The sequence below is a fragment of the Pseudonocardia sp. D17 genome (assembly GCF_036984265.1).
In the GTDB taxonomy this organism is placed as follows: Bacteria; Actinomycetota; Actinomycetes; order Mycobacteriales; family Pseudonocardiaceae; genus Pseudonocardia; species Pseudonocardia benzenivorans.
Genome location: NZ_BPRG01000168.1, coordinates 50,704 through 75,061, shown reverse-complemented (window position 1 = coordinate 75,061; position 24,358 = coordinate 50,704). Strand labels below are relative to the sequence as shown.

The 24,358-nt window shown below is 74.5% G+C and carries 28 protein-coding genes; 18 read left to right on the top strand and 10 right to left on the bottom strand.

Translation table 11 applies throughout. The features are described 5' to 3' along the window. Positions 1-21: 21 nt before the first annotated feature. The 11 genes from PSD17_RS24050 to era all read left to right on the top strand — a co-directional run bounded on the left by PSD17_RS24050 (position 22) and on the right by era (position 10,985). Positions 22-768, top strand: a complete 747-nt coding sequence (locus PSD17_RS24050) for a 16S rRNA (uracil(1498)-N(3))-methyltransferase (protein ID WP_339124619.1) — start codon at positions 22-24, stop codon at positions 766-768. Positions 769-1,010: 242 nt separating this feature from the next. After that, the gene (locus PSD17_RS24045) at positions 1,011-1,805 is read left to right on the top strand and encodes an alpha/beta hydrolase family protein (RefSeq protein ID WP_339124617.1); all 795 of its coding nucleotides are present in this window, start codon (positions 1,011-1,013) and stop codon (positions 1,803-1,805) included. Positions 1,806-1,933: 128 nt separating this feature from the next. Continuing rightward, the gene (locus PSD17_RS24040; RefSeq protein ID WP_339124700.1) at positions 1,934-2,707 is read left to right on the top strand and encodes a cyclase family protein; all 774 of its coding nucleotides are present in this window, start codon (positions 1,934-1,936) and stop codon (positions 2,705-2,707) included. Then, complete coding sequence (locus tag PSD17_RS24035) at positions 2,704-4,368, top strand: thiamine pyrophosphate-binding protein (RefSeq protein WP_103382382.1); 1,665 nt, start codon at positions 2,704-2,706, stop codon at positions 4,366-4,368. The genes PSD17_RS24040 and PSD17_RS24035 overlap by 4 nt, the downstream gene beginning before the upstream one ends. A gap of 113 nt (positions 4,369-4,481) precedes the next feature. Further along, positions 4,482-5,015, top strand: a complete 534-nt coding sequence (locus PSD17_RS24030; protein WP_339124615.1) for an isochorismatase family protein — start codon at positions 4,482-4,484, stop codon at positions 5,013-5,015. Positions 5,016-5,232: 217 nt separating this feature from the next. Further along, entirely contained in the window at positions 5,233-6,252 is a 1,020-nt protein-coding gene (locus tag PSD17_RS24025) for a PhoH family protein (protein ID WP_103382380.1), read from the top strand. Positions 6,253-6,365: 113 nt separating this feature from the next. Continuing rightward, positions 6,366-6,902 (top strand): rRNA maturation RNase YbeY, encoded by a 537-nt coding sequence (gene ybeY / locus PSD17_RS24020; RefSeq protein ID WP_103382379.1) that lies wholly within the window; start codon positions 6,366-6,368, stop codon positions 6,900-6,902. A gap of 4 nt (positions 6,903-6,906) precedes the next feature. Further along, positions 6,907-8,454, top strand: a complete 1,548-nt coding sequence (locus PSD17_RS24015; protein WP_379652993.1) for a hemolysin family protein — start codon at positions 6,907-6,909, stop codon at positions 8,452-8,454. Continuing rightward, positions 8,435-8,803, top strand: a complete 369-nt coding sequence (locus tag PSD17_RS24010; RefSeq protein WP_013676552.1) for a hypothetical protein — start codon at positions 8,435-8,437, stop codon at positions 8,801-8,803. The genes PSD17_RS24015 and PSD17_RS24010 overlap by 20 nt, the downstream gene beginning before the upstream one ends. Next, the gene (gene lhgO / locus PSD17_RS24005) at positions 8,800-10,059 is read left to right on the top strand and encodes an L-2-hydroxyglutarate oxidase (RefSeq protein WP_013676551.1); all 1,260 of its coding nucleotides are present in this window, start codon (positions 8,800-8,802) and stop codon (positions 10,057-10,059) included. Before PSD17_RS24010 ends, lhgO begins: the two co-directional genes overlap by 4 nt. Beyond that, positions 10,056-10,985 carry a GTPase Era gene (gene era / locus PSD17_RS24000; RefSeq protein WP_339124614.1) on the top strand — a complete coding sequence of 310 codons (930 nt, stop codon included), beginning with the start codon at positions 10,056-10,058 and terminating at the stop codon, positions 10,983-10,985. Before lhgO ends, era begins: the two co-directional genes overlap by 4 nt. 40 nt (positions 10,986-11,025) lie before the next feature. Here era and PSD17_RS23995 read toward each other — a convergent pair whose 3' ends face one another. Next, positions 11,026-11,664 carry a DUF4190 domain-containing protein gene (locus PSD17_RS23995; protein WP_339124613.1) on the bottom strand — a complete coding sequence of 213 codons (639 nt, stop codon included), beginning with the start codon at positions 11,662-11,664 and terminating at the stop codon, positions 11,026-11,028. 31 nt (positions 11,665-11,695) lie between these two features. After that, entirely contained in the window at positions 11,696-12,460 is a 765-nt protein-coding gene (locus tag PSD17_RS23990) for a HugZ family pyridoxamine 5'-phosphate oxidase (RefSeq protein ID WP_013676548.1), read from the bottom strand. Positions 12,461-12,529: 69 nt separating this feature from the next. Here PSD17_RS23990 and recO point away from each other — a divergent pair, with 69 nt between their 5' ends. The 3 genes from recO (at position 12,530) to PSD17_RS23975 (ending at position 14,557) form a co-directional block, all read left to right on the top strand. After that, positions 12,530-13,270 (top strand): DNA repair protein RecO, encoded by a 741-nt coding sequence (gene recO / locus PSD17_RS23985; RefSeq protein WP_013676547.1) that lies wholly within the window; start codon positions 12,530-12,532, stop codon positions 13,268-13,270. A 117-nt stretch (positions 13,271-13,387) separates the two neighbouring features. Then, entirely contained in the window at positions 13,388-13,996 is a 609-nt protein-coding gene (locus PSD17_RS23980) for a hypothetical protein (protein ID WP_013676546.1), read from the top strand. A 108-nt stretch (positions 13,997-14,104) separates the two neighbouring features. Beyond that, entirely contained in the window at positions 14,105-14,557 is a 453-nt protein-coding gene (locus tag PSD17_RS23975) for a GyrI-like domain-containing protein (RefSeq protein WP_339124610.1), read from the top strand. An 81-nt stretch (positions 14,558-14,638) separates the two neighbouring features. Here the strand turns inward: PSD17_RS23975 and PSD17_RS23970 are convergent, their stop codons facing one another. From PSD17_RS23970 to PSD17_RS23955, 4 genes are read right to left on the bottom strand one after another with little or no spacing between them, the layout of a single operon-like run. After that, positions 14,639-15,034: a hypothetical protein gene (locus tag PSD17_RS23970; RefSeq protein ID WP_013676544.1), complete on the bottom strand. Its 396-nt coding sequence runs from the start codon at positions 15,032-15,034 to the stop codon at positions 14,639-14,641. Next, positions 15,031-15,816: an isoprenyl transferase gene (locus tag PSD17_RS23965; protein ID WP_013676543.1), complete on the bottom strand. Its 786-nt coding sequence runs from the start codon at positions 15,814-15,816 to the stop codon at positions 15,031-15,033. Before PSD17_RS23965 ends, PSD17_RS23970 begins: the two co-directional genes overlap by 4 nt. 34 nt (positions 15,817-15,850) lie before the next feature. Continuing rightward, positions 15,851-16,273 (bottom strand): Fur family transcriptional regulator, encoded by a 423-nt coding sequence (locus PSD17_RS23960; RefSeq protein ID WP_379652992.1) that lies wholly within the window; start codon positions 16,271-16,273, stop codon positions 15,851-15,853. Further along, on the bottom strand, positions 16,270-16,641 hold the full coding sequence (locus PSD17_RS23955; RefSeq protein WP_013676541.1) for an ArsR/SmtB family transcription factor: 372 nt from the start codon (positions 16,639-16,641) through the stop codon (positions 16,270-16,272). The genes PSD17_RS23960 and PSD17_RS23955 overlap by 4 nt, the downstream gene beginning before the upstream one ends. Positions 16,642-16,710: 69 nt before the next feature. On the opposite strand from PSD17_RS23955, the gene PSD17_RS23950 reads away from it, so the two are divergent. After that, positions 16,711-17,037: an antibiotic biosynthesis monooxygenase family protein gene (locus PSD17_RS23950; protein ID WP_041759959.1), complete on the top strand. Its 327-nt coding sequence runs from the start codon at positions 16,711-16,713 to the stop codon at positions 17,035-17,037. Between the two features lie 19 nt (positions 17,038-17,056). Here PSD17_RS23950 and PSD17_RS23945 read toward each other — a convergent pair whose 3' ends face one another. Both PSD17_RS23945 and PSD17_RS23940 read right to left on the bottom strand, forming a co-directional pair. Continuing rightward, positions 17,057-17,713 carry an SRPBCC family protein gene (locus PSD17_RS23945; protein ID WP_339124608.1) on the bottom strand — a complete coding sequence of 219 codons (657 nt, stop codon included), beginning with the start codon at positions 17,711-17,713 and terminating at the stop codon, positions 17,057-17,059. Continuing rightward, positions 17,710-18,042 carry an ArsR/SmtB family transcription factor gene (locus PSD17_RS23940; RefSeq protein ID WP_013676538.1) on the bottom strand — a complete coding sequence of 111 codons (333 nt, stop codon included), beginning with the start codon at positions 18,040-18,042 and terminating at the stop codon, positions 17,710-17,712. Before PSD17_RS23940 ends, PSD17_RS23945 begins: the two co-directional genes overlap by 4 nt. 242 nt (positions 18,043-18,284) lie before the next feature. Between PSD17_RS23940 and PSD17_RS23935 the strand changes: the two genes are divergently transcribed. Further along, positions 18,285-19,190: a type IV toxin-antitoxin system AbiEi family antitoxin domain-containing protein gene (locus tag PSD17_RS23935; RefSeq protein ID WP_339124606.1), complete on the top strand. Its 906-nt coding sequence runs from the start codon at positions 18,285-18,287 to the stop codon at positions 19,188-19,190. 200 nt (positions 19,191-19,390) lie between these two features. Further along, positions 19,391-20,788 (top strand): glycine--tRNA ligase, encoded by a 1,398-nt coding sequence (locus tag PSD17_RS23930; RefSeq protein ID WP_013676537.1) that lies wholly within the window; start codon positions 19,391-19,393, stop codon positions 20,786-20,788. A 36-nt stretch (positions 20,789-20,824) separates the two neighbouring features. On the opposite strand, the gene PSD17_RS23925 is transcribed toward PSD17_RS23930, so the two are convergent. Both PSD17_RS23925 and PSD17_RS23920 read right to left on the bottom strand, forming a co-directional pair. After that, positions 20,825-21,823 carry a hemolysin family protein gene (locus tag PSD17_RS23925; RefSeq protein ID WP_339124605.1) on the bottom strand — a complete coding sequence of 333 codons (999 nt, stop codon included), beginning with the start codon at positions 21,821-21,823 and terminating at the stop codon, positions 20,825-20,827. Continuing rightward, positions 21,820-23,202, bottom strand: a complete 1,383-nt coding sequence (locus tag PSD17_RS23920; protein ID WP_103382370.1) for a hemolysin family protein — start codon at positions 23,200-23,202, stop codon at positions 21,820-21,822. Before PSD17_RS23920 ends, PSD17_RS23925 begins: the two co-directional genes overlap by 4 nt. A gap of 235 nt (positions 23,203-23,437) precedes the next feature. Here PSD17_RS23920 and PSD17_RS23915 point away from each other — a divergent pair, with 235 nt between their 5' ends. Continuing rightward, the gene (locus tag PSD17_RS23915) at positions 23,438-24,358 is read left to right on the top strand and encodes an ABC transporter ATP-binding protein (RefSeq protein ID WP_339124604.1); all 921 of its coding nucleotides are present in this window, start codon (positions 23,438-23,440) and stop codon (positions 24,356-24,358) included.

Sequence of the window (24,358 nt, the reverse complement as noted above, 5' to 3'; positions counted from 1 at the left end):
CGCGAAGGAGACGCAGCCGCAGTGGGCACCGCGCCGCTGTTCCTGGTCGACGAGCTGCCCGCCGGACCCGACGCGGTCCTCGACGGCCCCGAGGGCCGGCACGCCGCCACGGTGCGGCGGCTGCGCCCCGGCGAGGAGATCATGCTCGCCGACGGCCGCGGCGGCCTCGCGCGCGCGGTGGTCGACACGGTCGGGCGCGACCGGCTCGACGTGCGCGTCCTCGACCGGGCGGAGCTCGAGCCGCCGACGCCGCGGGTCACGCTCGCGCAGGCGCTGGTCAAGGGCGAGCGCGGGGAGCTGGCCGTCGAGCTCGCGACCGAGGCCGGCGTCGACGCGATCGTGCCGTGGCGGGCGGCGCGCTGCGTCGTCCGTTGGGAGGACGGGGCGCGCGGGGACAAGGCGCTGGCCCGGTGGCGCGCCACCGTCCGGTCCGCGGCCAAGCAGGCTCGCCGGGCGTGGGTGCCGGAGGTCGGCGCGCCGGTGTCGACGCGGGAGCTCGCCGCGCTCTGCCCGACGTTCGACCGGACGCTGGTGCTGCACGAGTCCGCCACCGAGGGCCTCGCGTCGGGCCTGTCCGGCGCGCCCGCGGAGGTGCTGCTCGTCGTCGGTCCCGAGGGTGGCGTGGCCGACGAGGAGATCGCGATGCTGACCGCCGCGGGGGCCCGCGCGGTGCGGCTGGGCCCCGAGGTGCTGCGCGCGTCCACCGCGGCCGCCGTCGCCCTCGGCGCCATCGGTGCCCTGACCAGCCGCTGGACCCCACACGGCTGACCGTGCGACCTCGGCTGGCATCCGGGTGACGAATGTCCCGCCGTCGCGGACGTGGGGCTATATTTCGCGCAACTTCCGGTCGGTCGCGCGGCCGGGAAGAACGCGGGTGGCGCACACCCGTCGGGCCCGCCGGAGAGTCCCCTCGTCCGGCGGCGCCACGCCGCGGTGGGTGTCCCCCCACATTCATCGCGGCGTGGCATCCCCGTCCGCCCGGCCTCCCGCCGACCGGCGATGATCTCCGTGTGAGCACACCCATCCGGTTGGCCTACGGCAGCGACCCGTCCCAGTTCGGCGAGCTCAGCCTGCCGCCCGACGGCGTCGACGTGCGCGGCACGGTCGTCGTCGTCCACGGCGGGTTCTGGCGCGCCCGCTACGACCTCGCGCTCGGCCGTCCGCTCGCGACGACGCTGGCCTCGGCCGGGTTCGCGGCGTGGAACGTCGAGTACCGCAGGGTCGGGCTGGGCGGTGGCTGGCCCGCCACCTTCGAGGACCTCGCCGCGGCCGTGGACCTGCTCGGCGACCTGACGGGCAGCGACGGCGGCGCCGTGGCGGCGGGGCGGATCGACCTCGAGCGCGTCGTCGCGCTCGGCCACTCCGCGGGCGGGCACCTCGCGGCGTGGCTGGCCGCGCGCCCCGGGCTGCCGGCGGGCGCGCCGGGAGCCGGGCCGCGCGTCCGGCTGCGTGGCGCGGTCAGCCAGGCGGGGGTCCTGGACCTCGAGGACGCGGCCCGCCGGGAGGTCGGCAGCGGCGCGGTGGACGACCTGCTCGGCGGCGGCCCCGACGACGTCCCCGACCGTTACGCCCTGGCCTCGCCCGCGGCCCGGCTGCCCGTGGGGGTGCCGGTGGTGTGCGTGCACGGCGACGAGGACGTCAACGTCCCCCTGCGGCAGAGCGAGCGCTACGCCGCCGCGGCGCGGACCGCGGGTGACCCCGTGGAGCTCGTGGTGCTGCCCGGCGTCGACCACTTCGCGGTGATCGACCCGTCGACCGCGGCGTGGGGCGAGTGCGCGGCGGCGGTCGAACGGCTCTGTTCCTGACGGTCCGGTGGCGGTCCGGCGAGTTGTCCACAGGCGCCGCGGGCGGGGGTTCCGCGCGACACGATCATCGTCATAGCGTGGGCGGCGCCGCGGCGGCGCCCGACCGCGCGCGGCAGACGGGACAGCTCATGGCCGTGCTGCAGGACCTGCTCGCCGCGCTGCGCGAGAGGCGGATCGAGGTCGTCGACCTGACGGCGCCGCTGCACCCGGGGACGCCGGTGCTGCAGCTGCCGCCCCCGTTCGCGAACACGATCCCGTTCTCGCTGTCGGAGATCAGCCGGTACGACGAGCGCGGCCCGGCCTGGTACTGGAACGACATCCACACCGGTGAGCACACCGGCACGCACTTCGACGCGCCCGTCCACTGGGTCACCGGCCGCGAGGGCGAGGACGTCTCGCAGGTCCCGGCGCACAAGCTGGTCGCGCCGGCGGTCGTGCTCGACTTCTCGGCGCGGGCCGCCGCGGATCCCGACTTCCTGCTCGAGGTCGAGCACGTGCAGGCCTGGACGGCCGAGCACGGCCCGCTGCCCGACGGGGGATGGCTGCTCTACCGCACCGGCTGGGACGCCCGCGCCGAGGACGCCGCCGCGTTCCTCAACGCCGACGAGACGGGTCCGCACACCCCCGGGATGTCGGTGGCCTGCGCGCGCTGGCTGGCCGAGGAGACGGCGCTGCTGGGGGTCGGCGTGGAGACCGTCGGGACCGACGCGGGGGCCGCGCACGGCTTCGAGCCGCCGTTCCCGTGCCACTCGTTCCTGCTCGGCGCGGGCAAGTACGGGCTCACCCAGCTGCAGAACCTGGCCACCCTGCCGCCGATGGGTGCGGTGCTGGTAGCCGGCCCGCTCCCGATCGTCACGGGCTCGGGCAGCCCGGCCAGGGTGCTGGCGCTGGTGGAGAGATGACCGTCACCGTCGCCGAGCTCGTCGGCACGGTGCTGGGCCGGCTCGGGGTCGGGCACGCCTTCGGCGTCATCGGCAGCGGCAACTTCCACGTCACCAACGCGCTGCGCGCCGCGGGCGTGCCGTTCACCGCGACCCGGCACGAGGCGGGCGCGGCCACGGCGGCCGACGCGTACTCGCGCACCACGGGCGTGCCCGCCGCCCTGTCGGTGCACCAGGGCTGCGGTCTCACCAACGCGATGACGGGCATCACCGAGGCCGCGAAGAGCCGCACCCCGATGCTGGTGCTCGCGGCCGACACCGGCGGCGCCGCCGTCCGGTCGAACTTCCGCATCGACCAGGACGCGCTCGTCACGGCCGTCGGGGCCGTCGCGGAGCGGGTGCACAGTCCGGGCAGTGCGCTCGCCGACACCGTCCGGGCGTACCGGACGGCCGTCGAGCAGCGCCGCACCGTCGTGCTCAACCTGCCGCTCGACGTGCAGGCCGGCACCGTGCCCGACCTGGGCACGCTCGCCGACCTGCAGGTTCCCGAGGTCGTCCCGCTCCCGCCGCCGCGCCCGGCCGCGGAGGCGGTGTCCGCGCTCGCGGCGGTCCTCGCCGGCGCCCGGCGCCCGGTCTTCGTCGCCGGCCGCGGGGCGCGGGCGGCCGGCCCGCAGCTCGCCGCGCTCGCCCAGCGCTGCGGGGCGCTGCTCGCCACGTCGGCGGTCGCGTCGGGCCTGTTCACCGGCGATCCGTGGGCGCTGGGCATCTCGGGCGGGTTCGCCACCCCGCTCGCGGCCGAGCTGATCTCGGCCGCCGACGTCGTCGTGGGGTGGGGCTGCGCCCTCACCATGTGGACGATGCGGCACGGCGCGCTGATCGGCGCCGACGCCACCGTCGTGCAGGTCGATCTCGACGCCGACGCGCTCGGTGCGCATCGCCCCGTCGACCTGGGGGTCCTGGGCGACGTGGCGGCGACCGCCGCCGACGTCGCCGTCGCGCTCGACGGCGCCGACCGCCCCGGCTACCGCACCACCGAGGTGCGGGCCCGGATCGCGGCCGAGGGCCGCTGGCGCGACGTGCCGCTGGATCCGCCCGACCTCACCGGTCCCGAGGGCATCGACCCGCGCGTGCTCTCCACGCTGCTCGACGACGTGCTGCCCGCCGAGCGCACCGTCACCGTCGACTCGGGCAACTTCATGGGCTACCCCGCCGCCTACCTCGACGTTCCCGACGAGGCGGGGTTCTGCTTCACGCAGGGCTTCCAGTCGATCGGCCTCGGGTTGTTCACCGGGATCGGCGCGGCGCTCGCGCGACCCGACCGGCTCGTGGTCGCCGCGCTCGGCGACGGCGGCGCGCTGATGGCCGCCGCCGAGCTGGAGACCGTCGCGCGGCTCGGGCTGGCGATGGTGGTCGTGGTCTACGACGACCGTGGTTACGGCGCCGAGGTCCACCACTTCGGCCCGCACGGCGACGACCTGGCCACCGTCGTCTTCCCGGAGACCGACATCGCCGCGATCGGTCGCGGCTACGGCTTCGACGCGGTGACGGTCCGGGCGCCCGGCGACCTCGACGGCGTCCGCGCGTGGGTCGCGGGCCCTCGCGCCAGGCCCCTGCTCGTCGACGCGAAGATCGCCTCGGACGGCGGCTCGTGGTGGCTCGCGGAGGCGTTCCGCGGGCACTGACCCCTCGAGCGCGACCTCACCGCTGTCCCGACGCGGATTCAGGACCGTGAGGGTGCGGCGGGCTCGGGGCCTCGGGCGGCCCCCGCGGCCGGGTCGGCCGTTAGGGTTGCCGGGTGCTGGTCACCGCGTCCCGGTCCATCCTGCTGCTCGTCGACCTGCAGGAGCGGCTGATGCCCGCGATCGACGACGGGCAGGCGGTCGTCGGGCGCGCCGCGCTGCTCGCCGAGGCCGCCGACCTGCTCGACGTGCCCGTCGCGGCGACCGAGCAGTACCCGCAGGGGCTCGGCCCCACGGTGCCGGAGCTGGCGGCGTTCCCGCAGCTCGTGATGCCCAAGACCGCGTTCTCCGCGGTCGCCGAGCCGGGCTTCGACATGCTGTTGCCCCCCGGCCGCGACGAGGTCGTCGTGGCGGGTGCCGAGGCGCACGTCTGCGTGCTGCAGACGGTGATCGCGCTGCGGGAGCGCGACGTGCGGGTGGTGCTGGTCGCCGACGCGGTCGGGTCGCGGCGGCCGAGCGACCGGGCGGCGGCGCTGGAGCGGGCGCGTGAGCACGGCGCCGAGGTCGTGACCACCGAGATGGTCCTGTTCGAGTGGATGCGCGACTCCCACCATCCCCGGTTCCGCGAGGTCTCCAAGCTGCTCCGGTAGTGCCCGACCGCTCGCCGCGCGGCCCGTAATCGCACGGCGGACTGTCGGTGCCCGGCGGTAGCATCGCCTCGTCGCCGGGCAGCGGCGGCGTCGCAGGGGCGGCGCCGGGGAGCGTCGTCCGGCGGCCGTGGAGCAGAGGACCCGCCGAGGCGGGGCGAGCAGAGAGCAGGCGGCACGAGACTTGACCGGAACCGAGCCGAACGCAGTCCAGTCCAGGATGGCTCTGCCGGACACCGCGCTGCTGGCCCTGCTGGGCTCGCGCGACGAGAGCCTGCGCGCCGCCGAGGAGCTCCTCGACGCCGACGTCCACGTCCGGGGCAACGAGCTCACGCTGTCCGGCGAGCCGGCCGACGTGGCGTTCGCCGAGCGTGTGTTCACCGAGCTGGTGACGCTGGCCCAGCGCGGCCAGCAGGTCGGCAAGGACACGGTCCGGCGCACCGTCGAGATGTTGTCCGACGAGAACGCGGCCGACCGGGAGCGGATGGGCGAGTCGCCCGCGGAGGTGCTGAGCCTCGACATCCTGTCGCGGCGGGGCAAGACGATCCGGCCGAAGACGCTGAACCAGAAGCGCTACGTCGACGCGATCGACTCGCACACGATCGTCTTCGGCATCGGCCCCGCCGGTACGGGCAAGACGTACCTGGCGATGGCCAAGGCGGTGCAGGCGCTGCAGGCCAAGGTCGTCAACCGGATCATCCTGACCCGGCCGGCCGTCGAGGCGGGGGAGCGGCTCGGGTACCTGCCGGGCACGCTCTACGAGAAGATCGACCCGTACCTGCGCCCGCTGTACGACGCGTTGCACGACATGATCGACCCGGAGTCCATCCCCAAGCTGATGGCCGCCGGGACGATCGAGGTCGCGCCGCTGGCCTACATGCGCGGGCGCACGCTGAACGACGCGTTCATCATCCTCGACGAGGCGCAGAACACCACGCCGGAACAGATGAAGATGTTCCTGACGCGGCTGGGGTTCGGCTCGAAGATCGTCGTGACCGGCGACGTCACGCAGATCGACCTGCCGGGCGGCACCCGCTCCGGGCTGCAGGTCGTGCGCGACATCCTCGACGGCGTCGAGGACGTGCACTTCGCCCAGCTGACCAGCACCGACGTGGTGCGGCACCGGCTGGTGAGCGACATCGTCGACGCCTACGCCCGCTTCGACGCGGCCAACGAGCGGCGTGGCCTCGCCAGCGCCCCCCGCACCGGTCCCGACCAGCGGCGCCGCGGCCGGCGCTGACCGACCGGGGCGCGGTCCCGATCGGCGGATGCGGCGATCGGGACTTCCGCGCCCCCGACTACCCTCGGAGTACCGGGACGGTCGGTCCCGGGCACCAGGCGCAGGGGAACCGAGTGAGTATCGAGGTCGCGAACGAGTCCGGCATCGCCGTCGACGAGTCGCTGATCGTGTCCGTGGCCCGCTTCGCGCTCGACGCGATGGGCGTCAGCCCGGCCGTCGAGCTGGCCATCACCGCCGTCACCACGGAGGCGATGAGCGAGCTGCACGAGCGCTGGATGGACGAGCCGGGCCCCACCGACGTCATGGCGTTCCCGATGGACGAGCTGGCCGAGGAGACCCGCCGTCCCGACGCGCCCGACATCGGCCCGGCCCTGCTCGGCGACGTCGTGCTCTGCCCGGCGTTCGCCCGCGAGCAGGCCCGCAAGGCCGGCCACGGGCTGCCCGACGAGCTGCACCTGCTCACCGTCCACGGCGTGCTGCACCTGCTCGGGTACGACCACGCGGAGCCGGAGCAGGAGCGCGAGATGTTCTCCCTGCAGGACCGGTTGCTGGCGGAGTGGCGGGCGGCGCGCGAGCGGGTCGCCCGCGAGGAGGCCCAGCGCCGCACCGACGCGCGGGTCCTCGGCACCGCCGGGCTCGAGGACGGCTGACGGGGTGAGCAGCACCGTCACGATGATCGTCATCGTCGTGCTGCTGGTGCCGCTGGCCGGTGTCTTCGCCGCCGCCGACGCCGCGCTCGGCTCGGTGTCGCGCGCCCGCGTCGACGCGCTCGTCCGCGCGGGCCGTCCGGGGGCGCGGGCGCTCTCCCGGGTGGTGGCCGACCGCCCCCGCCACGTCAACCTGCTCCTGCTGCTGCGGCTGATCTGCGAGACCGCGGCGACCGTGCTGCTGGCGGTCGCGCTGGCCCGCAGCATCGGCACCCCGTGGCTGGGCCTGCTGCTCGCCGCGGTCATCATGGTCGTCGTCAGCTACGTGCTGATCGGCGTGGGCCCGCGCACGCTGGGCCGTCAGCACCCGTACCGCGTCGGGCTGATCGTCGCGATCCCGATCCGCGCGCTGGCGACCCTGCTGTCGCCGCTCGCGACGCTGCTGATCGTCGTCGGCAACGCGATCACCCCGGGGCCGGGCTTCCGCGAGGGCCCGTTCTCCTCGGAGGTCGAGCTGCGCGAGCTGGTCGACATGGCCAGCACCCGCGGCGTCGTCGACGAGGACGAGCGGCAGATGATCCACTCCGTGTTCGAGCTGGGCGACACGCTGGCCCGCGAGGTCATGGTCCCGCGGCCGGACGTGGTGTGGGCCGACCGCGACACCCCCGTCGACAAGGTGGTGCGGCTCGCGCTCAAGAGCGGCTACTCGCGCATCCCGGTACTCGGCGACGGGATCGACGACGTCATCGGCGTCGCCTACCTGAAGGACCTGGTCGCCGCACAGCACGGCGTGCGCGGCACCGCCGACGCGCAACTCGTCGACGTCATGCGGCCCGCGACGTTCGTCCCCGACAGCAAGCAGGTCGACGAGCTGCTCAAGGAGATGCAGCGCAGCCGCAACCACATGGCGATCGTCGTCGACGAGTACGGCGGCACCGCGGGCGTCGTCACGATCGAGGACATCCTCGAGGAGATCGTCGGGGAGATCAGCGACGAGTACGACGCCGACGAGATCGCGCCCGTGCAGGAGCTCGACGCCCGCCGCGTCCGGGTGGCGGCGCGGCTGCCGGTGGAGGACTTCGGGGAGCTGTTCGCCGTCGGCGTCGACGACGACGGGAACTCGCCGCTGACGCTGGAGCTGGAGGCGGCCGACGTCGACACCGTCGGCGGCCTGCTCGCGCAGCGGCTGGGCAAGGTCCCGTTGCCCGGGGCGGAGACCGAGATCGCCGGGCTGCATCTGCTCGCCGAGGGCGGCAAGGACGCGCGTGGCCGGGTCCGGATCACGACGGTGCTGGTCAGCCCGGTCGACCCCGACGCCGACCTGCCCCTGCAGCTGCCGCCGTCGCGCGAGGACCGGCGCCGGACCGAGCCGGGCCGGGACGACCGCGTCGCCGGCGACGGGACGCCACCGGAGCTGCCCGACGGCGTCGCGGACCGCTCCGGCGAGTCCTCGGCGGCCGGCGGCAACGGGCACGACCCGACCCACGACGCACGCACCGGGACGGGCGGAAGTGCCACCCGTCGGGAAGGAACCGATGTCCGACCTCGATCCTGAGGACGCCAAGATCGTCACGTTGGCCCGCTCGTCGCGGGCGCGCACCGGCGCCGCCGAGGGGGCCGCGGTCCGCGACACCGACGGTCGCACCTACGCCGCCGCGACCGTCGGGCTGCCGTCGCTGCAGCTCACCGCGCTGCAGGCCGCCGTGGCCGCAGCGGTGTCCAGCGGCGCGCCGGGCCTCGAGGCCGCGGCCGTCGTCAGCACGTCCGACGCCGTCGACGACGCCTCGGTCGCGGCCGTCCGCGACCTCGCCCCCGCGGCGCCGGTGATCCTGGCCGACGCGTCGGGCGCCGTCGTGCGCGTGCTGGCCCCCGAAGCGGCCGGGACGGCAGAGGCGTCGGAGTGAACGCTCCCGCGGCGCTGCCGCCGACGCCGCGTGCCGACGTGGTCGTCGTCGGCGGCGGCATCGTCGGCCTGGCCACGGCGCACGCGGTCGTCCGCACCGGCCGGTCGGTCGTGGTGCTGGAACGCGAACCGCGGCTGGCCGACCACCAGACCGGCCGCAACTCCAACGTGATCCACTCCGGGCTCTACTACGCCCCGGGCGGGGCGAAGGCCCGGCTGGCGGTCGCGGGCTGCGCGGAGACCGTCGCCTTCTGCCGCGCGCACGACCTGCCGCACCGGGTGAGCGGCAAGCTGGTCGTCGCGACCGAGCCCGACGAACTGCCGCGGATGGCCGAGCTGGCCCGCCGCGGGAAGGCCAACGGCGTCGAGACCCACGAGCTCGACGCGGCGGGCATGCGGACCCACGAGCCGCACGTGCGCGGGCTCGCCGCGCTCCACGTGCCGTCGACGGGCATCTGCGACTTCCGGCTGATCGCGGAGAAGATCGGCGAGCTGGTCGGCAAGGAGGGCGGCGAGGTGCACACCGGCCGCGCCGTCACCGGGATCGCCCGCCGGGCGTCCGACGTCGTGGTGCGCACCGTCGGCGGCGACGTCCTCGGCCGTCAGGTCGTGGTCTGCGCGGGCCTGCGCGGCGACGAGCTGGCCCGGGCCGCGGGTGCCGACCCCGGCGTGCGGATCGTGCCGTTCCGCGGCGAGTACGCAGGCTTCTCCGAGTCGGCCGCCGAGCTGGTCAAGGGCCTGATCTACCCGGTGCCCGACCCGGCGTTCCCGTTCCTGGGCGTGCACGCCACCCGCGGGATCGACGGGCACGTCCACGCCGGCCCCAACGCCGTCCTCGCGATGGCCCGGGAGGGCTACTCGTGGGGTGTGGTGAAGCCCAAGGAGCTGCTGGGCTCGCTGGCCTACTCCGGGACGATCGGTCTCGCCCGCAGGCACTGGCGTTACGGCCTCGGCGAGGTGCGCCGATCCCTCTCGCCGAAGGCGATGGTCCGGCGGCTGCAGCGGATGCTGCCCGAGGTGCGGGCCGAGGACCTGTCCCCGGCCGGTGCCGGCGTCCGCGCGCAGGCCGTCCGGCCCGACGGGTCGCTGGTCGACGACTTCCTGTTCGTCGAGCAGGGCCACGGGGACGGTGCCGTGCTGCACGTGCTCAACGCGCCGTCGCCGGCCGCGACCGCGGCGCTGCCCATCGGTCGCGAGATCCTGCAGCGCCTGACGGGCGAGACCCTCGGGCCGCTGACCGGGCGGGCCGCCGCGTGACCGGCTTCGGCACCTGGCCCGACGACCACCGCTCCGGCTTCGCCTGCTTCGTCGGCCGGCCCAACGCCGGCAAGTCGACGCTGACCAACGCGCTGCTCGGGCAGAAGATCGCGATCACGTCGAGCAAGCCGCAGACGACCCGGCACGCCATCCGCGGCATCGTGCACCGGCCCGACGCGCAGCTCGTCGTGGTCGACACCCCGGGGCTGCACAAGCCACGCACCCTGCTCGGGTCCCGGCTCAACGACCTGGTCCGCGAGACCTGGGCCGAGGTCGACGTCATCGGGTTCTGCGTGCCCGCGGACGTGCCCGTCGGCCGTGGTGACGAGTTCATCGCCGCCGAGATGAAGGCCGTGGCCGGGCGGACCCCGGTGCTCGGCGTCGTCACCAAGACCGACCTCGCGAAGCCGGAACAGGTCGCCGAGCGGCTCACCGAGCTGACGGCGCTCGACATCGGGTTCGCCGAGGTCGTGCCGGTCTCGGCGGTCGACGGCTTCCAGGTCGGGCTGCTGGCCGACCTGCTGGTGGCCCGGCTGCCCGAGGGGCCGCCGCTCTACCCCGACGGCGAGCTCACCGACGAGCCCGAGGAGATCCTCGTCGCCGAGCTGGTCCGGGAGGCCGCACTCGAGGGCGTGCGCGACGAGCTGCCGCACTCGATCGCGGTCGTCGTGCAGGAGATGATCGAGCGCGAGGACCGCCCGAAGGACTCCCCGATGCTCGACGTGCACGCCACCATCTACGTCGAGCGGCAGAGCCAGAAGGGCATCGTCATCGGGCGTGGCGGGGAGCGGCTGCGGCACGTGGGCAGCGCCGCCCGTCGGCAGATCGAGGCACTGCTCGGGGTGAAGGTCTACCTGGACCTGCACGTGACCGTCGCGAAGGACTGGCAGCGCGATCCGCGCCAGCTGCGCAAGCTCGGCTTCTGAGGACGCCGCGGGGCCTCGGTCGTCCGGGGCCCCGAGCGCGTCAGTTGTAGGGGACCGACGACGCGGCCGCGCCGATGATCCCGAAGATGAACACGAAGAACAGCACGAACAGCGCGATGAACACGACGCTGATGATGATCCCGGCCATCGCGAGGCCGTCCCCGGACTCGCCGCTGGACCGGATCTGGCTCTTCGCGACGAACCCGAAAACCAGGCCGAGCACCGGGAAGACGAACGCCAAGATCAGCGACAGGATCGCCATGGTGTTCGTCGGCGGCTGGACGGGATACGCCGGCTGCTGGTAGGCGGGGTAGGCGCCGTAGGCGGCCTGCTGGTCGTAGCCGGGGTACTGCTGCCCGTAGCCCGGGGGCGGGTACGCGTTGGGGTCCCAGCCCTGCTGCGGAGCGCCGTAGCCGGGCTGCGCGGACCCGGGGCCGCCGTAGGGGTCCTGGCCGTACGGGTTCTGGCCGTACGGGTTCTGGTAGGCGTTGGGGTCCCAGCCCGGCGTCGGCCCCGGGCCGGGGATCGAGGTCGTCGCGTCGTCGTGCGACGCCTTCTTCTCGAAGCTCACCGGGTCGCCCGTGGTGCCCCACGGCGTCGCCGTCGGGTCCTGCGCCGGCGAGCCGTGCGCGTCGCGCGACGCCGCCGTCGGGTCGTTTCCGGACTGGTCCTGCGACATCGCGCTCCTCGGGTGGCGTGGACCACCGATCCTATTCCTCGACGGGCCGCGCGTGACGGGCCATCCGGACCAGGGCGTCGCGGACCTCGCCCGGGGTGTCGGCGGTGGCGCCGAACGGGATCCGCGCCGTCGCGCCGGCGCCGCCGGGCCCGGTGACGTGCACGTCGAACCCGTAACGGTCGACGCCGGTCATCAGCGCCGACTCCGCGTCCGGCTGCCCACCGAGCACCCGGCTGATGTCGACGAGCGCGTCGGCATGGTCGGAGTTCATGTGGTCGAGGATCCCGTCGCGGTGCGCCAGCAGCGGGTCGGGCCGGGCCGCGGCGTAGGCGGCGGCGTCGACCCAGCTCATCCGGGCGAAGCCCCCGACGAACCGCACCGCCGTGACGTCCAGGCGGTACATCCGGAAGTCGTGGAACCCGGTGAACCCGGCGTGCGGATGCGCGGCGCGGTAGCGCTCCAGCGCGGCGGCCGCCGCGGCCCCGTCGAGCCGGGTGACGACCCCCAGCAGCGTCGCCCGCGCGCGGTCCAGGGGATCGCCGACGCCGACGTCGGTGACCAGCAGCGACGCCCGGCCGTCCGCGGCCAGGTTGCGGCTGTGTTCGGCGAGGTCGGACAGGCACAGCAGGGGGCGGCCGGCGTCGTCGCCCGCGTGCGCGACGACCGACCCGAACGGTGTGCCCGGCGGGTCGAGGGCGATCGTCGACAGCAGCGCCGACGACGTCGCGGCCAGCAGCGTCCGGGCGCGCTCGGCGTCGTCGGGTTCGGTGGGCCGGGACTGCGTGGGTTCGGACACGGGAGGATCGTCGTACACGGGCGCGGCGCGGTGGGCGACGGGCCGCGGCGCGCCACGTACGCTCGCCCGGTGGGGCTGTACCGCGACACCGGGGTGGTGCTGCGCGTGCAGAAGCTGGGCGAGGCCGACCGGATCGTCACGCTGCTGACGCGCCGGCACGGGAAGCTGCGCGCCGTCGCCAAGGGCGTGCGCCGCACCCGGTCGCGCTGGGGGGCCCGGCTCGAGCCGTTCAACCACGTCGACGTGCAGTGCTACACCGGCCGCAGCCTCGACGTCGTCACGCAGGCCGAGACGGTCGACGCGTTCGGTGCCGGCATCGTCGACGACTACGGCCGCTACACGGCGGGCTGCGCGATCCTCGAGACCGCCGACCGGCTCGTCTCCGAGGAGGGCGAGCCGGCGCTGCGGGTCTACCTGCTGCTCGTCGGTGCGATCCGGGCGATGGCGGGCCGCGAGCGCGACCCCTCGCTCGTCCTCGACGCGTTCCTGCTGCGCGCCATGAGCCACGCCGGATGGGCGCCGGCGATCACGGAGTGCGCCAAGTGCGCCGAGCCTGGCCCGCACCGCGCGTTCAGCGTCGCCGGCGGGGGAGCGGTGTGCCCGCGGTGCCGCCCGCCGGGCTCGGTGCTGCCCTCCGCGGAGACGTTCACGCTGCTCGACGCGCTCCTGCACGGCGACTGGGACGCCGCCGACGCCTCGGCGCCCACGACCCGCCGCGACACCTCCGGCCTGGTCGCGGCGCACCTGCAGTGGCACCTGGAACGCCAGCTCCGCTCACTGCCCCTGGTGGAGCGCCGCGCCCCCCTGTGAGCCGCTCACGAGCCGAAGATCGCCGTGACGGGCGTCTCATATCGAGATCGCCGCTGTCCGGTTCCGGGGTTAGCCTGCGGCCTCACGCAGTGCAGTGCACGATCAGCAGGGGGCAATGTGGCCGACACGAACGGGACGACCGGCGCGACCGACACCGAGGAGGCCCCGGCGTCGGTACGGCGCATGGACACCCCGGAGTCGGCGGAGCTGACGAAGATGGCCGCCGTCTTCGAGGACCTGCAGTACGTGCTGCAGTGCTGTGAGCACCTGGTGTCGACGCTCGCGAACAACCCCGAGCCCGTCGTCGTCGAGGCGCTCTGGACGGGCGCGCTCGTCGCCTACGTGCGGTGCTTCTCCGGCCGCACCGAGGTGCTGAAGGACGCGGATCTGGCCGAGCTGAAGATGGACGGCCAGGTCGGCGAGTTCCACGGGCTGATCAAGAAGCTCCGCGACCACTACGCCTCCCGGCACACCAACCCCCGCGAGACGTTCACCGTCGGCGTCGCCCAGAACAACGCGGGCGCCCCGACGGGTGTCGCCGTCGTGTCGGCAACCCAGCCGATCGTCGACGACACCGCCGTCCGCCAGCTCGGCCGGATCGCCTACGGGCTGTCCGGGCTGCTCGACGCGCGGATGCAGGAGGCCCAGCAGAAGGTGCTGGCAGCGGCATCCGCGATGAACCCCGCGCAGCTGAGCTCGCTGCCGCTCGTGCACATCGACGCCTGACCCGCGAACTCGGGTCCGGGGCGGCTCCCTGCGCCGTCCCGGACCCGCACCAACGGCACCGGCGGCGGGCAGGTTCCGCCGCGCACCGGCACGGGCCACGATGGGCGAGTGGTCGTCGAGGAGCGGGTCGGGGGCAGGCCGACGCTCGTCGTCGCGGTGCTGACCAGCCCGGAGCGCGTCTCCGAGGTGTGGCCGGGGCTGCTCGACGAGGTCTGGGCCCTCCTCCGCTCCGCGGGGGTCGTGAGCGGTTGCCGCAACGTCATGCTCTACCGCGACACCGTCGCCGGGCTGCACATCGAGGTCGGCGTCCTGGCGCCGGGCGGAGTACTACCGTCGGGCCGGGTGGTGGCGTCCGGTCTTCCGGCCGGGCCGGTCGCGACGACGGTCCACCGCGGGCCCTACACCGGGCTCGGCGCCGCCCATCGGGCCCTCGGGACCTGGTGCCGCGCAGCGGGTCGGCAGCCGGCGGGGTCGCGCTGGGAGGTCTACGGCCCGCACCGTGACGACCCCGCCCAGCTGTCCGTCGAGGTGTCCTGGCTGCTCGCGGACGTCCCCGGGTAGGAAGGAGCCGCCGGCGGCTGCTCGTCACGGGTCGCGGCGCTGCCGCGGGCGCGCCCGCTCCGACAGGACCGCGGCTGCGGCTCAGTCCACCAGCTCGGCGCGCAGGGCCGAGGCGTGTCCCGCGACGAGCATCAGCAGCGTCCCCAGCGGCTTCTCCTGCAGGCCCGCGACGGGGAAGGCGTAGCGCAACGTCACGTCCCAGCCGTTGTCCCCGCGCACGACGCGGGGGGTCCCGAACAGGCCCTCGCCCGCGCCCATCGCGACGCGGGTGGGCACGTCGAGCTCCAGCGACAGGTCCCAGGCCACGACGCAGGTGACGTTGAGGACGGGCAGGCCCTCCTCGAGCTCGAGCCCCTGCACGACGCACGGCACGGCCCCGTGCACGAACGTCACCGCCCCGTCGTCGTCGACCTGCACCTCGTGGAAGCGCTCCAGTGCCCGCCGGGCGAGATCGAGCATGTCGGCGATGTCGGTCACGCGCCCGCCCCCTCGGACCTGTCGACCGCCCCGCCGAACCGGCGGTCGCGCCGCGCGTAGATCTCGATCGCCTCCCAGATGTGGCGACGGTCGAAGTCCGGGAAGAGCGTGTCGAGGAAGACCATCTCCGCGTAGGCGGACTGCCAGAGCAGGAAGTTCGACGTCCGCTGCTCGCCGGAGCTGCGTACGAACAGGTCGACGTCGGGCATGTCCGGCTCGTCGAGGTACCGGGCGATCGTGCGTTCGTCGATCTTGTCGGGCTTGAGCCTGCCCTCGGCGACGAGCCGGGCGATCTGCCGCACGGCGTCGGCGATCTCGGCCCGCCCGCCGTAGTTGACGCACATCGTCAGGGTGAGGACGTCGTTGTGCCGGGTCTTCTCCTCCGCGACCTCGAGCTCGCGGATCACGCTGCGCCACAGCCGCGGGCGCCGGCCGGCCCAGCGGACGCGCACGCCCATCGCGTGCATCTCGTCGACCCGGCGGCGGATCACGTCGCGGTTGAAGCCCATCAGGAAGCGGACCTCGTCGGGTGAGCGCTTCCAGTTCTCCGTCGAGAACGCGTAGGCGGACAGCCACTTCACGCCGATGTCGATGCACCCGCGGGCGACGTCCATCAGCGACGCCTCGCCCCGGCGGTGGCCCTCGATCCTGGGGAGCCCGCGGGCGTTGGCCCAGCGGCCGTTGCCGTCCATGACCAGCGCGACGTGGTTGGGCACGAGCTCGGGCGGGATGGCAGGCGGCCGGGCGCCCGACGGGTGCGGGGCGGGTGGCTGGAAGGGCACGACGCCACCCTACGGACGTCGCCGCCCGCCGTGGTCAGCGCCGGGCGGCGGTCCCCGCGCAGTCGCGGCAGACGCCGAAGATCTCGACGGTGTGGCTCACCTCGGTGAACCCGTGCTCGGCCGCGAGCTTGTCGGCCCAGCGTTCGACGTCGGGCCCGTCGATCTCCACCGCCGTCCCGCACTGCCGGCAGACCAGGTGGTGGTGGTGCTCGCCGGTGCCGCACCGACGGTAGACGGCCTCGCCGCCGCCCATCCGCAGCACGTCGACCTCGCCGCTGTCGGCCAGCGCCTGCAGTGTGCGGTAGACCGTCGTCAGGCCGATGCCCTCGCCGGAGCGGCGCAGCGCGTCGTGGATCTCCTGGGCCGAGCGGAAGTCGTCGAGCTCGTCGAGCAGCGCGGACACCGCGGCCCGCTGCCGCGTCGAACGCATCCGCACCACGGGCCGCGGATCGGTCACGCGTCCTCCTCGACGTGGGCGACGGCGTCGACGACGATGTGGGCGAGGTGGTCGTCGGCCAGTGAGTAGACGACCTCGCGGCCGTGCCGGGACCCGCGCACGACCCCCGCCGACTTGAGCACCCGCAGGTGCTGGCTGATCAGCGGCTGGGTGACGGCCAGCGCGTCGACGAGGTCGTGCACGCAGCGCGGGGACTCCAGCAGCTGCAGCACGATCGCGATGCGCACCGGCGCGGCCAGCGCACGCAGGAGGTCACCGGCCGCGGCGAGGGTGTCGGGGGTGCGGACGGGGGCCGGCGCGACGCTCGTCCGCTCGTCGTGGTCGACGTGCTCGTCGGCGCTCGCGGCCGAGCCGGTGGTGATCGACATGTTCCTCGTCCCTGTCAGTACGGGCCGGCCCCCATGGTAGGCGCCCCGACAGGACTAGATTCGCACCTCGTGCTGCTGGTGTGCCGCTTCGACGTCCCTCCGGCCGACGCCGGCGCCTTCCTCGCGCGCGGGCGCACGGCCCTCGAGCTGCTCACGGCCGCGCCCGGCTGCCTCGGGGGCGACCTCGGCCGGGCGATCGAGGAGCCGACGCGCTGGGTGCTGCAGGTGCGGTTCGCCTCCGTCGACGCCTACCGCCGCGCGCTCTCGCCGTTCCCCGTGCGCGAGCACGTCGTCCCGCTGCTCGCCGAGGCCCTCGCCGACGAGCCCGCGACCTTCGAGACCCTGGTGAGCGGCGCCGGCGGCGCGGCCGTCACGCACGAGAGCCTCCTGGCGTGACGGCCCCGTCCCGGGCCGGTCAGCCCTCGGCCGGTGGTTCCGCGCCGGTGTAGAACGCCGTCACGCGCTCGGCGGCCGGGCGGGCCTGATCCTCCGGCGTGCCGGCGGCGACCGACGCGCGGCACCAGTCGTCGCTCACCGCGGTCAGGAACGCGACGCCCTCCGGCGAGGTCGTCCACGCCTGCGCGGCCTCGGGATCGACGCGCTCGCCCGAGGCGATGTGCAGTCCGAGGCCGTAGAGCCCCAGGTCCCAGCCCAGGCCGACCGCCCCGGGCCCGAACATCGCCCAGCGCTCGTCGTCGACGTGGGCGATGTGGTCGATGGTCAGCCGCGCGTGTCCGTCGCCCTCCGCGGTGACCGCGACCTCGATCCAGCTGACCTCGCCGCCGAACTCCCAGGTCGCGGCGAAGGAGTTCGGCGCGTCGCACCGCTCGACCGTGCCGTTGGCGTTGCCCTCGAGCTGGTAGCTCCCGCCGACCTTCAGCTCGCCGCTGATCGGCAGGAACCAGCGGGGGATGCGCTCGATGTCGGTGCAGGCGTCCCACAGGTCGGCAGGCGTCGTCGGGTAGACGCGGCTGATCGTGAGGACCCGGGCCTCGCCCGCCTCCAACGTCCTGCTGCCGATCGCGCGCCGCACCGCGCTGACCTCGTGTCGGACGTCCGTCGTGTCGTTCACTGCTGTCTCCGTTCGCGTCTGCCGCGGGCGATCTCGGTCGCCAGCGCGTCGAGGTGAGGGGTCCAGAACCGGCGGAAACGTTCGAGCCACACGTCGACCTCCTGCAGCGCCTCGGGCCGCACCGCGTAGAGCCGGCGGGTGCCGACGGGCCGCACGCTCGCGAACCCGTTCTCCCGCAACACCTTCAGGTGCTGCGACACCGCCGGCTGGGAGATGCCGAACTCCTCCCGCACCGTGGCGGTGACCTCCCCGGCGCTGCGCTCGCCGTCGGCGATGAGCTCGAGGATGCGCCGCCGGACCGGGTCGCCGAGGACGTCGAACGCGTGCACGCCCCGAACTCTAACAGTCACGCCTTATATAAGCGAGTGTCGATACACACGGGTTGTGGGGACGCGGCGCGTCCTGCAGGTGCAGCGGCGAACGAACGAGCCGCGCGGTGGCCGGGAAGGGCGCGCGGGGTTGTCAAGGGGGGCCGGGTGCGGTTGGGGACGGGTGTGGGCTCCGCGCAGTTGTCCACAGGGGACGGTGGTCGGGGTGGCCGGGGAGCTCCGGCGGCGGCACCGTCGCAGGTGTGGACGTTCACGGACTGACCAGCCGGTCCGCCCTGCTGGCCGCAGGCGTGTCGGACGACGAGCTCGCCCGGTGGTGTGCCAAGGGCGAGCTCGTGCGGATCGCGCGGGGCGCCTACCTCCCGGCCGCCGAGGCCGAGGGGATCGACCGGGCGGCGAGACACGCCCTGGAGGTCCGCGCGGCGCTCGCGCGGTTGCGGATTCCCGTCGCCGCGAGCCACGTGTCGGCCGCCGTGCTGCACGGTCTGCCGGTGTGGGACGTGCCCCTCGACAGGGTGCATCTCACGCGCGCGTCCCCCGGCTCGGTTCGCCGGTCCGCCCGCCTGCACCTGCACGGCACCGGCCTCGCCGACGACGAGACGGAGCTGCTCGCCGGCTGCCACGCCACGACCGTCGCCCGGACCGTCGTCGACATCGCCCGGACCGAGCCGTTCGAGCAGGCCGTGGCCGTGGCGGATGCCGCCCTCCGCGCGGGTCTCGTCGCGCCCGCGTCCCTGGCCCACGCGCGTCGACGGGCACGGCACCGGTGCGGTGCGACGGCCGCGGGCCGCGTGGTCGAGTTCGCGGACGGACGGGCCGAGAGCGTGGGCGAGTCGCGCAGCCGGGTGGCGCTGCGCCGCCACGGCCTGCCGAGGCCGGAGTTGCAGTGGGAGGTCCGTGGGGGCGGTCGGCTGATCGGCAGGGTCGACTTCGGGTGGCCCGCCCGTCGTGTCGTCGGCGAGTTCGACGGTCGCGTGAAGTACACGCGCGGCTCGCGGGACGACGCCGCCGCCGTCGTCTGGGCGGAGAAGCGCCGTGAGGACGCCCTGCGTGCGGTCGGGCTGCGGGTCGTGCGGTGGACGTGGGCCGACCTGGCCGACTTCGACGCGGTCGCGGCGCGCCTGCGCGCTGCTCTCGGCATCTCCTGACCCGGGGCGGTGCCGCCTGCCGCGCGAGTTGTGCGGCCGCCGCGCGGGCTGCTGGGCGTGCGCCGACCGCACGATCCGCGCGACGCCGGGACAAGACGCGCGCCGCGCCCGCCGGCGGGGGAAGGGGTGCCGGGAGCGGCGGGCGGCGCCTGGCTAGGCTGTGGACTTCCGTTTCGGGACTCTTCCTGGAGATACCAGCTGTGGCCAGCAAGCCGACCTCCGCCAAGATCGAGACCATCGTCGCGCTCGCGAAGCGCCGCGGATTCGTCTTCGCCTCCGGCGAGATCTACGGCGGTACCCGCTCGGCGTGGGACTACGGGCCGCTGGGTGTCGAGCTCAAGGAGAACATCAAGCGCCAGTGGTGGCGCACGATGGTCACCGGCCGCGAGGACGTCGTCGGCCTCGACAGCTCGGTGATCCTGCCGCGCCAGGTGTGGGTCGCGTCCGGCCACGTCGGGGTGTTCAACGACCCGCTGGTCGAGTGCCTGAGCTGCCACAAGCGCTTCCGGGCCGACCAGCTGGCGGAGGAGTACGTCGAGCGGACGGGCAAGACCGCCTCCGAGGACGACCTGTCCGACGTCCCGTGCCCGAACTGCGGCACCCGCGGCCAGTACACCCCGCCGCAGGACTTCAACATGATGCTCGAGACGCACCTCGGGCCGGTGAAGACCGACGAGGGCCTGCACTACCTGCGCCCGGAGACCGCGCAGGGCATCTTCGTCAACTTCCTCAACGTGCAGACGACCTCGCGCAAGAAGCCGCCCTTCGGCATCGGCCAGATGGGCAAGAGCTTCCGCAACGAGATCACCCCCGGCAACTTCATCTTCCGCACGCGCGAGTTCGAGCAGATGGAGATGGAGTACTTCGTCGAGCCGGGCACCGACGAGGAGCTGCACCAGTACTGGATCGACGAGCGCACCCGCTGGTACACCGACCTGGGCATCGCCCGGGAGAACCTGCGGCACTACGAGCACCCGAAGGAGAAGCTCTCCCACTACTCGAAGCGCACCGTCGACATCGAGTACCGCTTCGAGTTCACCGGCCAGGAGTGGGGCGAGCTCGAGGGCATCGCGAACCGCACGGACTTCGACCTGACGACGCACTCGAACCACTCGGGCGTCGACCTGTCGTTCTACGACCAGGCGTCCGGCACCCGGTACCGCCCGTACGTCATCGAGCCTGCGGCGGGTGTCGGCCGCTCGATGATGGCCTTCCTCATCGAGGCCTACACCGAGGACGAGGCGCCGAACGCGAAGGGCGGCGTCGACAAGCGCGTCGTCCTGCGGCTCGATCGCAGGCTCGCGCCGGTCAAGGCGGCGGTGCTCCCGCTGTCGCGCAACGCCGACCTGTCGCCCAAGGCGCGCGACCTCGCGGCGGCCCTGCGCAGGAACTGGAACGTGGAGTTCGACGACGCGGGCGCCATCGGCCGTCGCTACCGCCGCCAGGACGAGATCGGCACGCCCTTCTGCATCACCGTCGACTTCGACACCCTCACCGACCAGGCGGTGACGATCCGCGAGCGCGACACCATGTCGCAGGAGCGGATCGCGCTCGACCAGGTCGAATCCTACCTCGCGGCGCGCCTGCTCGGCTGCTGACGCCACCGGCGGCCCGGCACGTGCCGGGCCGCCGGGTCAGCCCGCCGCCTGCTCGGCCGGGAACAGCCTGTCGACGATGTCGCGCATCGTGACCAGGCCGAACCGGCCGTCGGTGGACACCAGCGCGAGGTGCGCCCGCCGCTCGCGCATCGTGCCCAGCGCGGCGTGCGCCGTGACGTCGCCGGGCAGCGTGAGCACGGGGCGCATCAGGCCGCGCGCGGTCGCGCCGGGGGCGGCGGCCAGCGCGTCGCGGACGTGCACGACGCCGATCGGCACGTCCCCGTCACGGACGACCAGCCGCAGGTGCCCGCTCTCCCGCGACACCGCACGGATGCGGGCGGCGTCGTCGTCCGCGGCGACCCCGGCCGGGTCGAGCCGCACGAGCGCCCGCAGCGGCGTGCGGTGCAGCTCCAGTGCCGTGACGAGCTGGTCGCGACGCTCGGCGTCCAGCGCGCCCGCCCGCGCGGAGTGCGTGACGAGCTCGCGCAGGTCGGCCGGGTCGCGCCCGGCGCCCATCTCGTCGACGGGATCCACGCCGACGGCGCGCAGGCACCGGTTCGCCATGCCGTTGAGCACCACCAGGATCGGCCGGGTCAGCCACATGAACCCGCGCATCGGCAGCGCCAGCAGGGTCGCCGACCGCTCGGGGTGGGCGATGGCCCACGACTTCGGCGCCATCTCCCCGACAACGAGGTGCACGAACGTCACGACGATCAGCGACAGCACGAACGACACCACCCCGGCCGTCGCCCCGGGTAGCCCCCAACCGGTCAGGACCGGCTCCAGCGCGGCGTCGAGTGCCGGCTTGGTCACCGCGCCGAGGGCCAGCGTGCAGAGCGTGATGCCCAGCTGCGAGCCCGCCAGCAGCAACGACAGGTCGCGTGCGCTGCGCAGCGCGGCCCGCGCGGAGGCCGACGTCTCCGCGGCCTCCTCCAGCCGGTAGCGCCGCGCCGCGACCAGCGCGAACTCGATCGCGACGAAGAACGCCGACAGCGCCACGAGCGCCACCGACACGACGATCACCCACGCGCTCATCGGGCCACCGTCGCGGTCGACGCGTCACGGGGAGCCGCGGCCAGGCGCAGCCGGACCCGCGACGGCACCCGGCGCTCCACCACCAGCACCTCGGCGTGCAGCAGCACCACGGGGTCGTCCTCCTCCGCGCCCGGCCGGTGCGGCAGCACGACGGTGACGGCGTCGCCGACCTCGGGCAGCCGCTGCAGCGCGCTCACGACGAGCCCGCCCACCGTCTGGTGGTCGCCGTCGGGCAGCGGGTGGTCGACCAGCCGCTCGACCTCGTCGACGTGCAGCGACCCGGGGACGGTCCAGCCGTCGTCGGCGGCGACGGAGGCGTCGAGGCCGGCGGGATCGTGCTCGTCGGTGATCTCCCCGACGAGCTCCTCGGCGACGTCCTCGACGGTCACCACACCCGCGAGGCCGCCGTACTCGTCGAGCACGCAGGCGAACTCCTCGTCGGCGTCGCGGAGCTGGGCGAGGACGGCGGGCAGCGGGAGCGACGCGGGGACCAGCAACGGCGGGCGCATGACGTCGGCGACGCGCACCGTCGCGGCGTCGCGGCCGGTGGCCTCCAGCGCGAGGACGTCGCGCAGGCAGACGACGCCGGCGACGTCGTCGGGGTCCCCGCGCAGCACGGGCAGCCGCGAGTGCCCGGACGCCATCGTCGCGACCAGGTCGGCGACGGTCGCGTCCGCCTGGACCGTCGTGACCCGGGGGCGCGGGATCATCGCCGCCCGCGCGGTGCGGTCGCCGAAGTCGAGGACGCGGTCGAGCAGCGCGGACAGCTCGACGGGCAGCGTGCCGCTGTCGCGCGACTCGTCGATGATCGCCTCGAGGTCGCGCGGCGTCGCGGCGTGCTCGACGTCGTGCACCGGCTCGATGCGCAACGCGCGCAGCAGCAGCTCGGCGGCCTTGTCGAACAACGCGATGAGCCGGCCGAAGACGGTCAGGTAGATGCGCGTCGACAGCGCGAGGCGGCGGGCGACCGGCTCGGGCCGGGCGATCGCGAGGTTCTTGGGGAACAGCTCGCCGAACACCATCTGCACGACCGTCGCGAACAGCAGCGCGAGGACCGTGCCGAGGGCGAAGCCGACACCCGGCGGGACGCCGGCGCCACCGAGCAGCTCACCGATGCCGTCGCCGATCATCGGCTCGGCGACGTAGCCGACGAGCAGGCCGGTGACGGTGATGCCCAGCTGGGCGCCGGAGAGCACGAACGACGTGCGGCGGGTGATGGCCAGCGCCCGGTCGGCACCGGTGTCGCCGTCGGCGGCCCTGGCGCGCAGCCGGGCCCGGTCGACTGCGGTGTAGGCGAACTCCTGGGCGACGAACCAGCCGGTCGCGGCGGTGATGACGACGACCACGACGACGCCGAGGAGGATCGAGAGGACGGTCATCGAGGACCGCCGGGGGAGCTACGGGGACGACGCCCGACGGCGCCGCCGGTACTTCGGGAGGGGTCCATTGTCCTGTCGGTCGGAGGCAGGCGGGGTGACGTCGACGGCTCGGCCGTCACAGATCGGACGAACGGGGCGCGTGCCGAGTTCCCGGAGCCGATCATGACATCCGTCACCCGGGGTTCGTGACGTCCGCTCCCGGCCCGCGCGGCGGCCACCGGCGAGGGTCGTGTTCATGACGCAGACCACCGACGTCGGCGCCGCCGTCCGGATCACCGACCTCACCAAGAGCTACGGGCAGGTCCGGGCGGTCGACAGCCTCGACCTGACGATCGCGCCCGGGGAGGTCGTCGCGCTGCTGGGGCCGAACGGCGCGGGCAAGTCGACGACGATCGACACCCTGCTCGGGCTCACCCGGCCCGACGCGGGCGAGGTGGCGCTGTTCGGCCGCACGCCGCGCGAGGCGATGAACCGGGGACTGGTCGGGGCGATGCTGCAGTCCGGCGGCTTCCCAGAGGACATCACGCCGGGCGAGCTCGTCCGGCTCTCGGCCGCGCTCTTCCCGTCGCCGCTCGACCCGGCCGACGTCATGGCGCGCACCGGGATCACCGACATCGCGGACAACCGCTTCGGGAAGCTCTCCGGTGGGCAGAAGCAGCGCGTGCGGTTCGCCGTGGCGCTGACCTGCAACCCCGACCTGCTGGTCCTCGATGAGCCGACCGTCGCGATGGACGTCGCCGCCCGCCGCGAGTTCTGGGCGTCGATGCACCGGCTCGCCGCCGACGGGCGCACGGTCCTGTTCGCGACGCACTACCTCGCCGAGGCCGAGGAGTTCGCCGACCGCGTCGTGCTGCTGCGCTCCGGGCGCGTCGTGGCCGACGGGTCGGTCGCGGCGGTGCGGGCACTGGCGGCGGGCCGGGTCGTCAGCGCGGTCGTCCCCGGGGCCGACCCGGCCGGCCTGGCCGCCCTGCCGGGGGTCACCGACGTCGACGCACAGGGCCCGCGCACGCGGCTGGTCTGTGCCGACTCCGACGCCGCGCTGCGGGCGCTGCTCGCCGCGTACCCCGCCGCGCGCGACATCGAGGTCGCCGCCCACGGCCTGGAGGACGCCTTCGTCGCCCTGACCGCCGCCGAGCCCGTCACCCAGGGAGCCTGA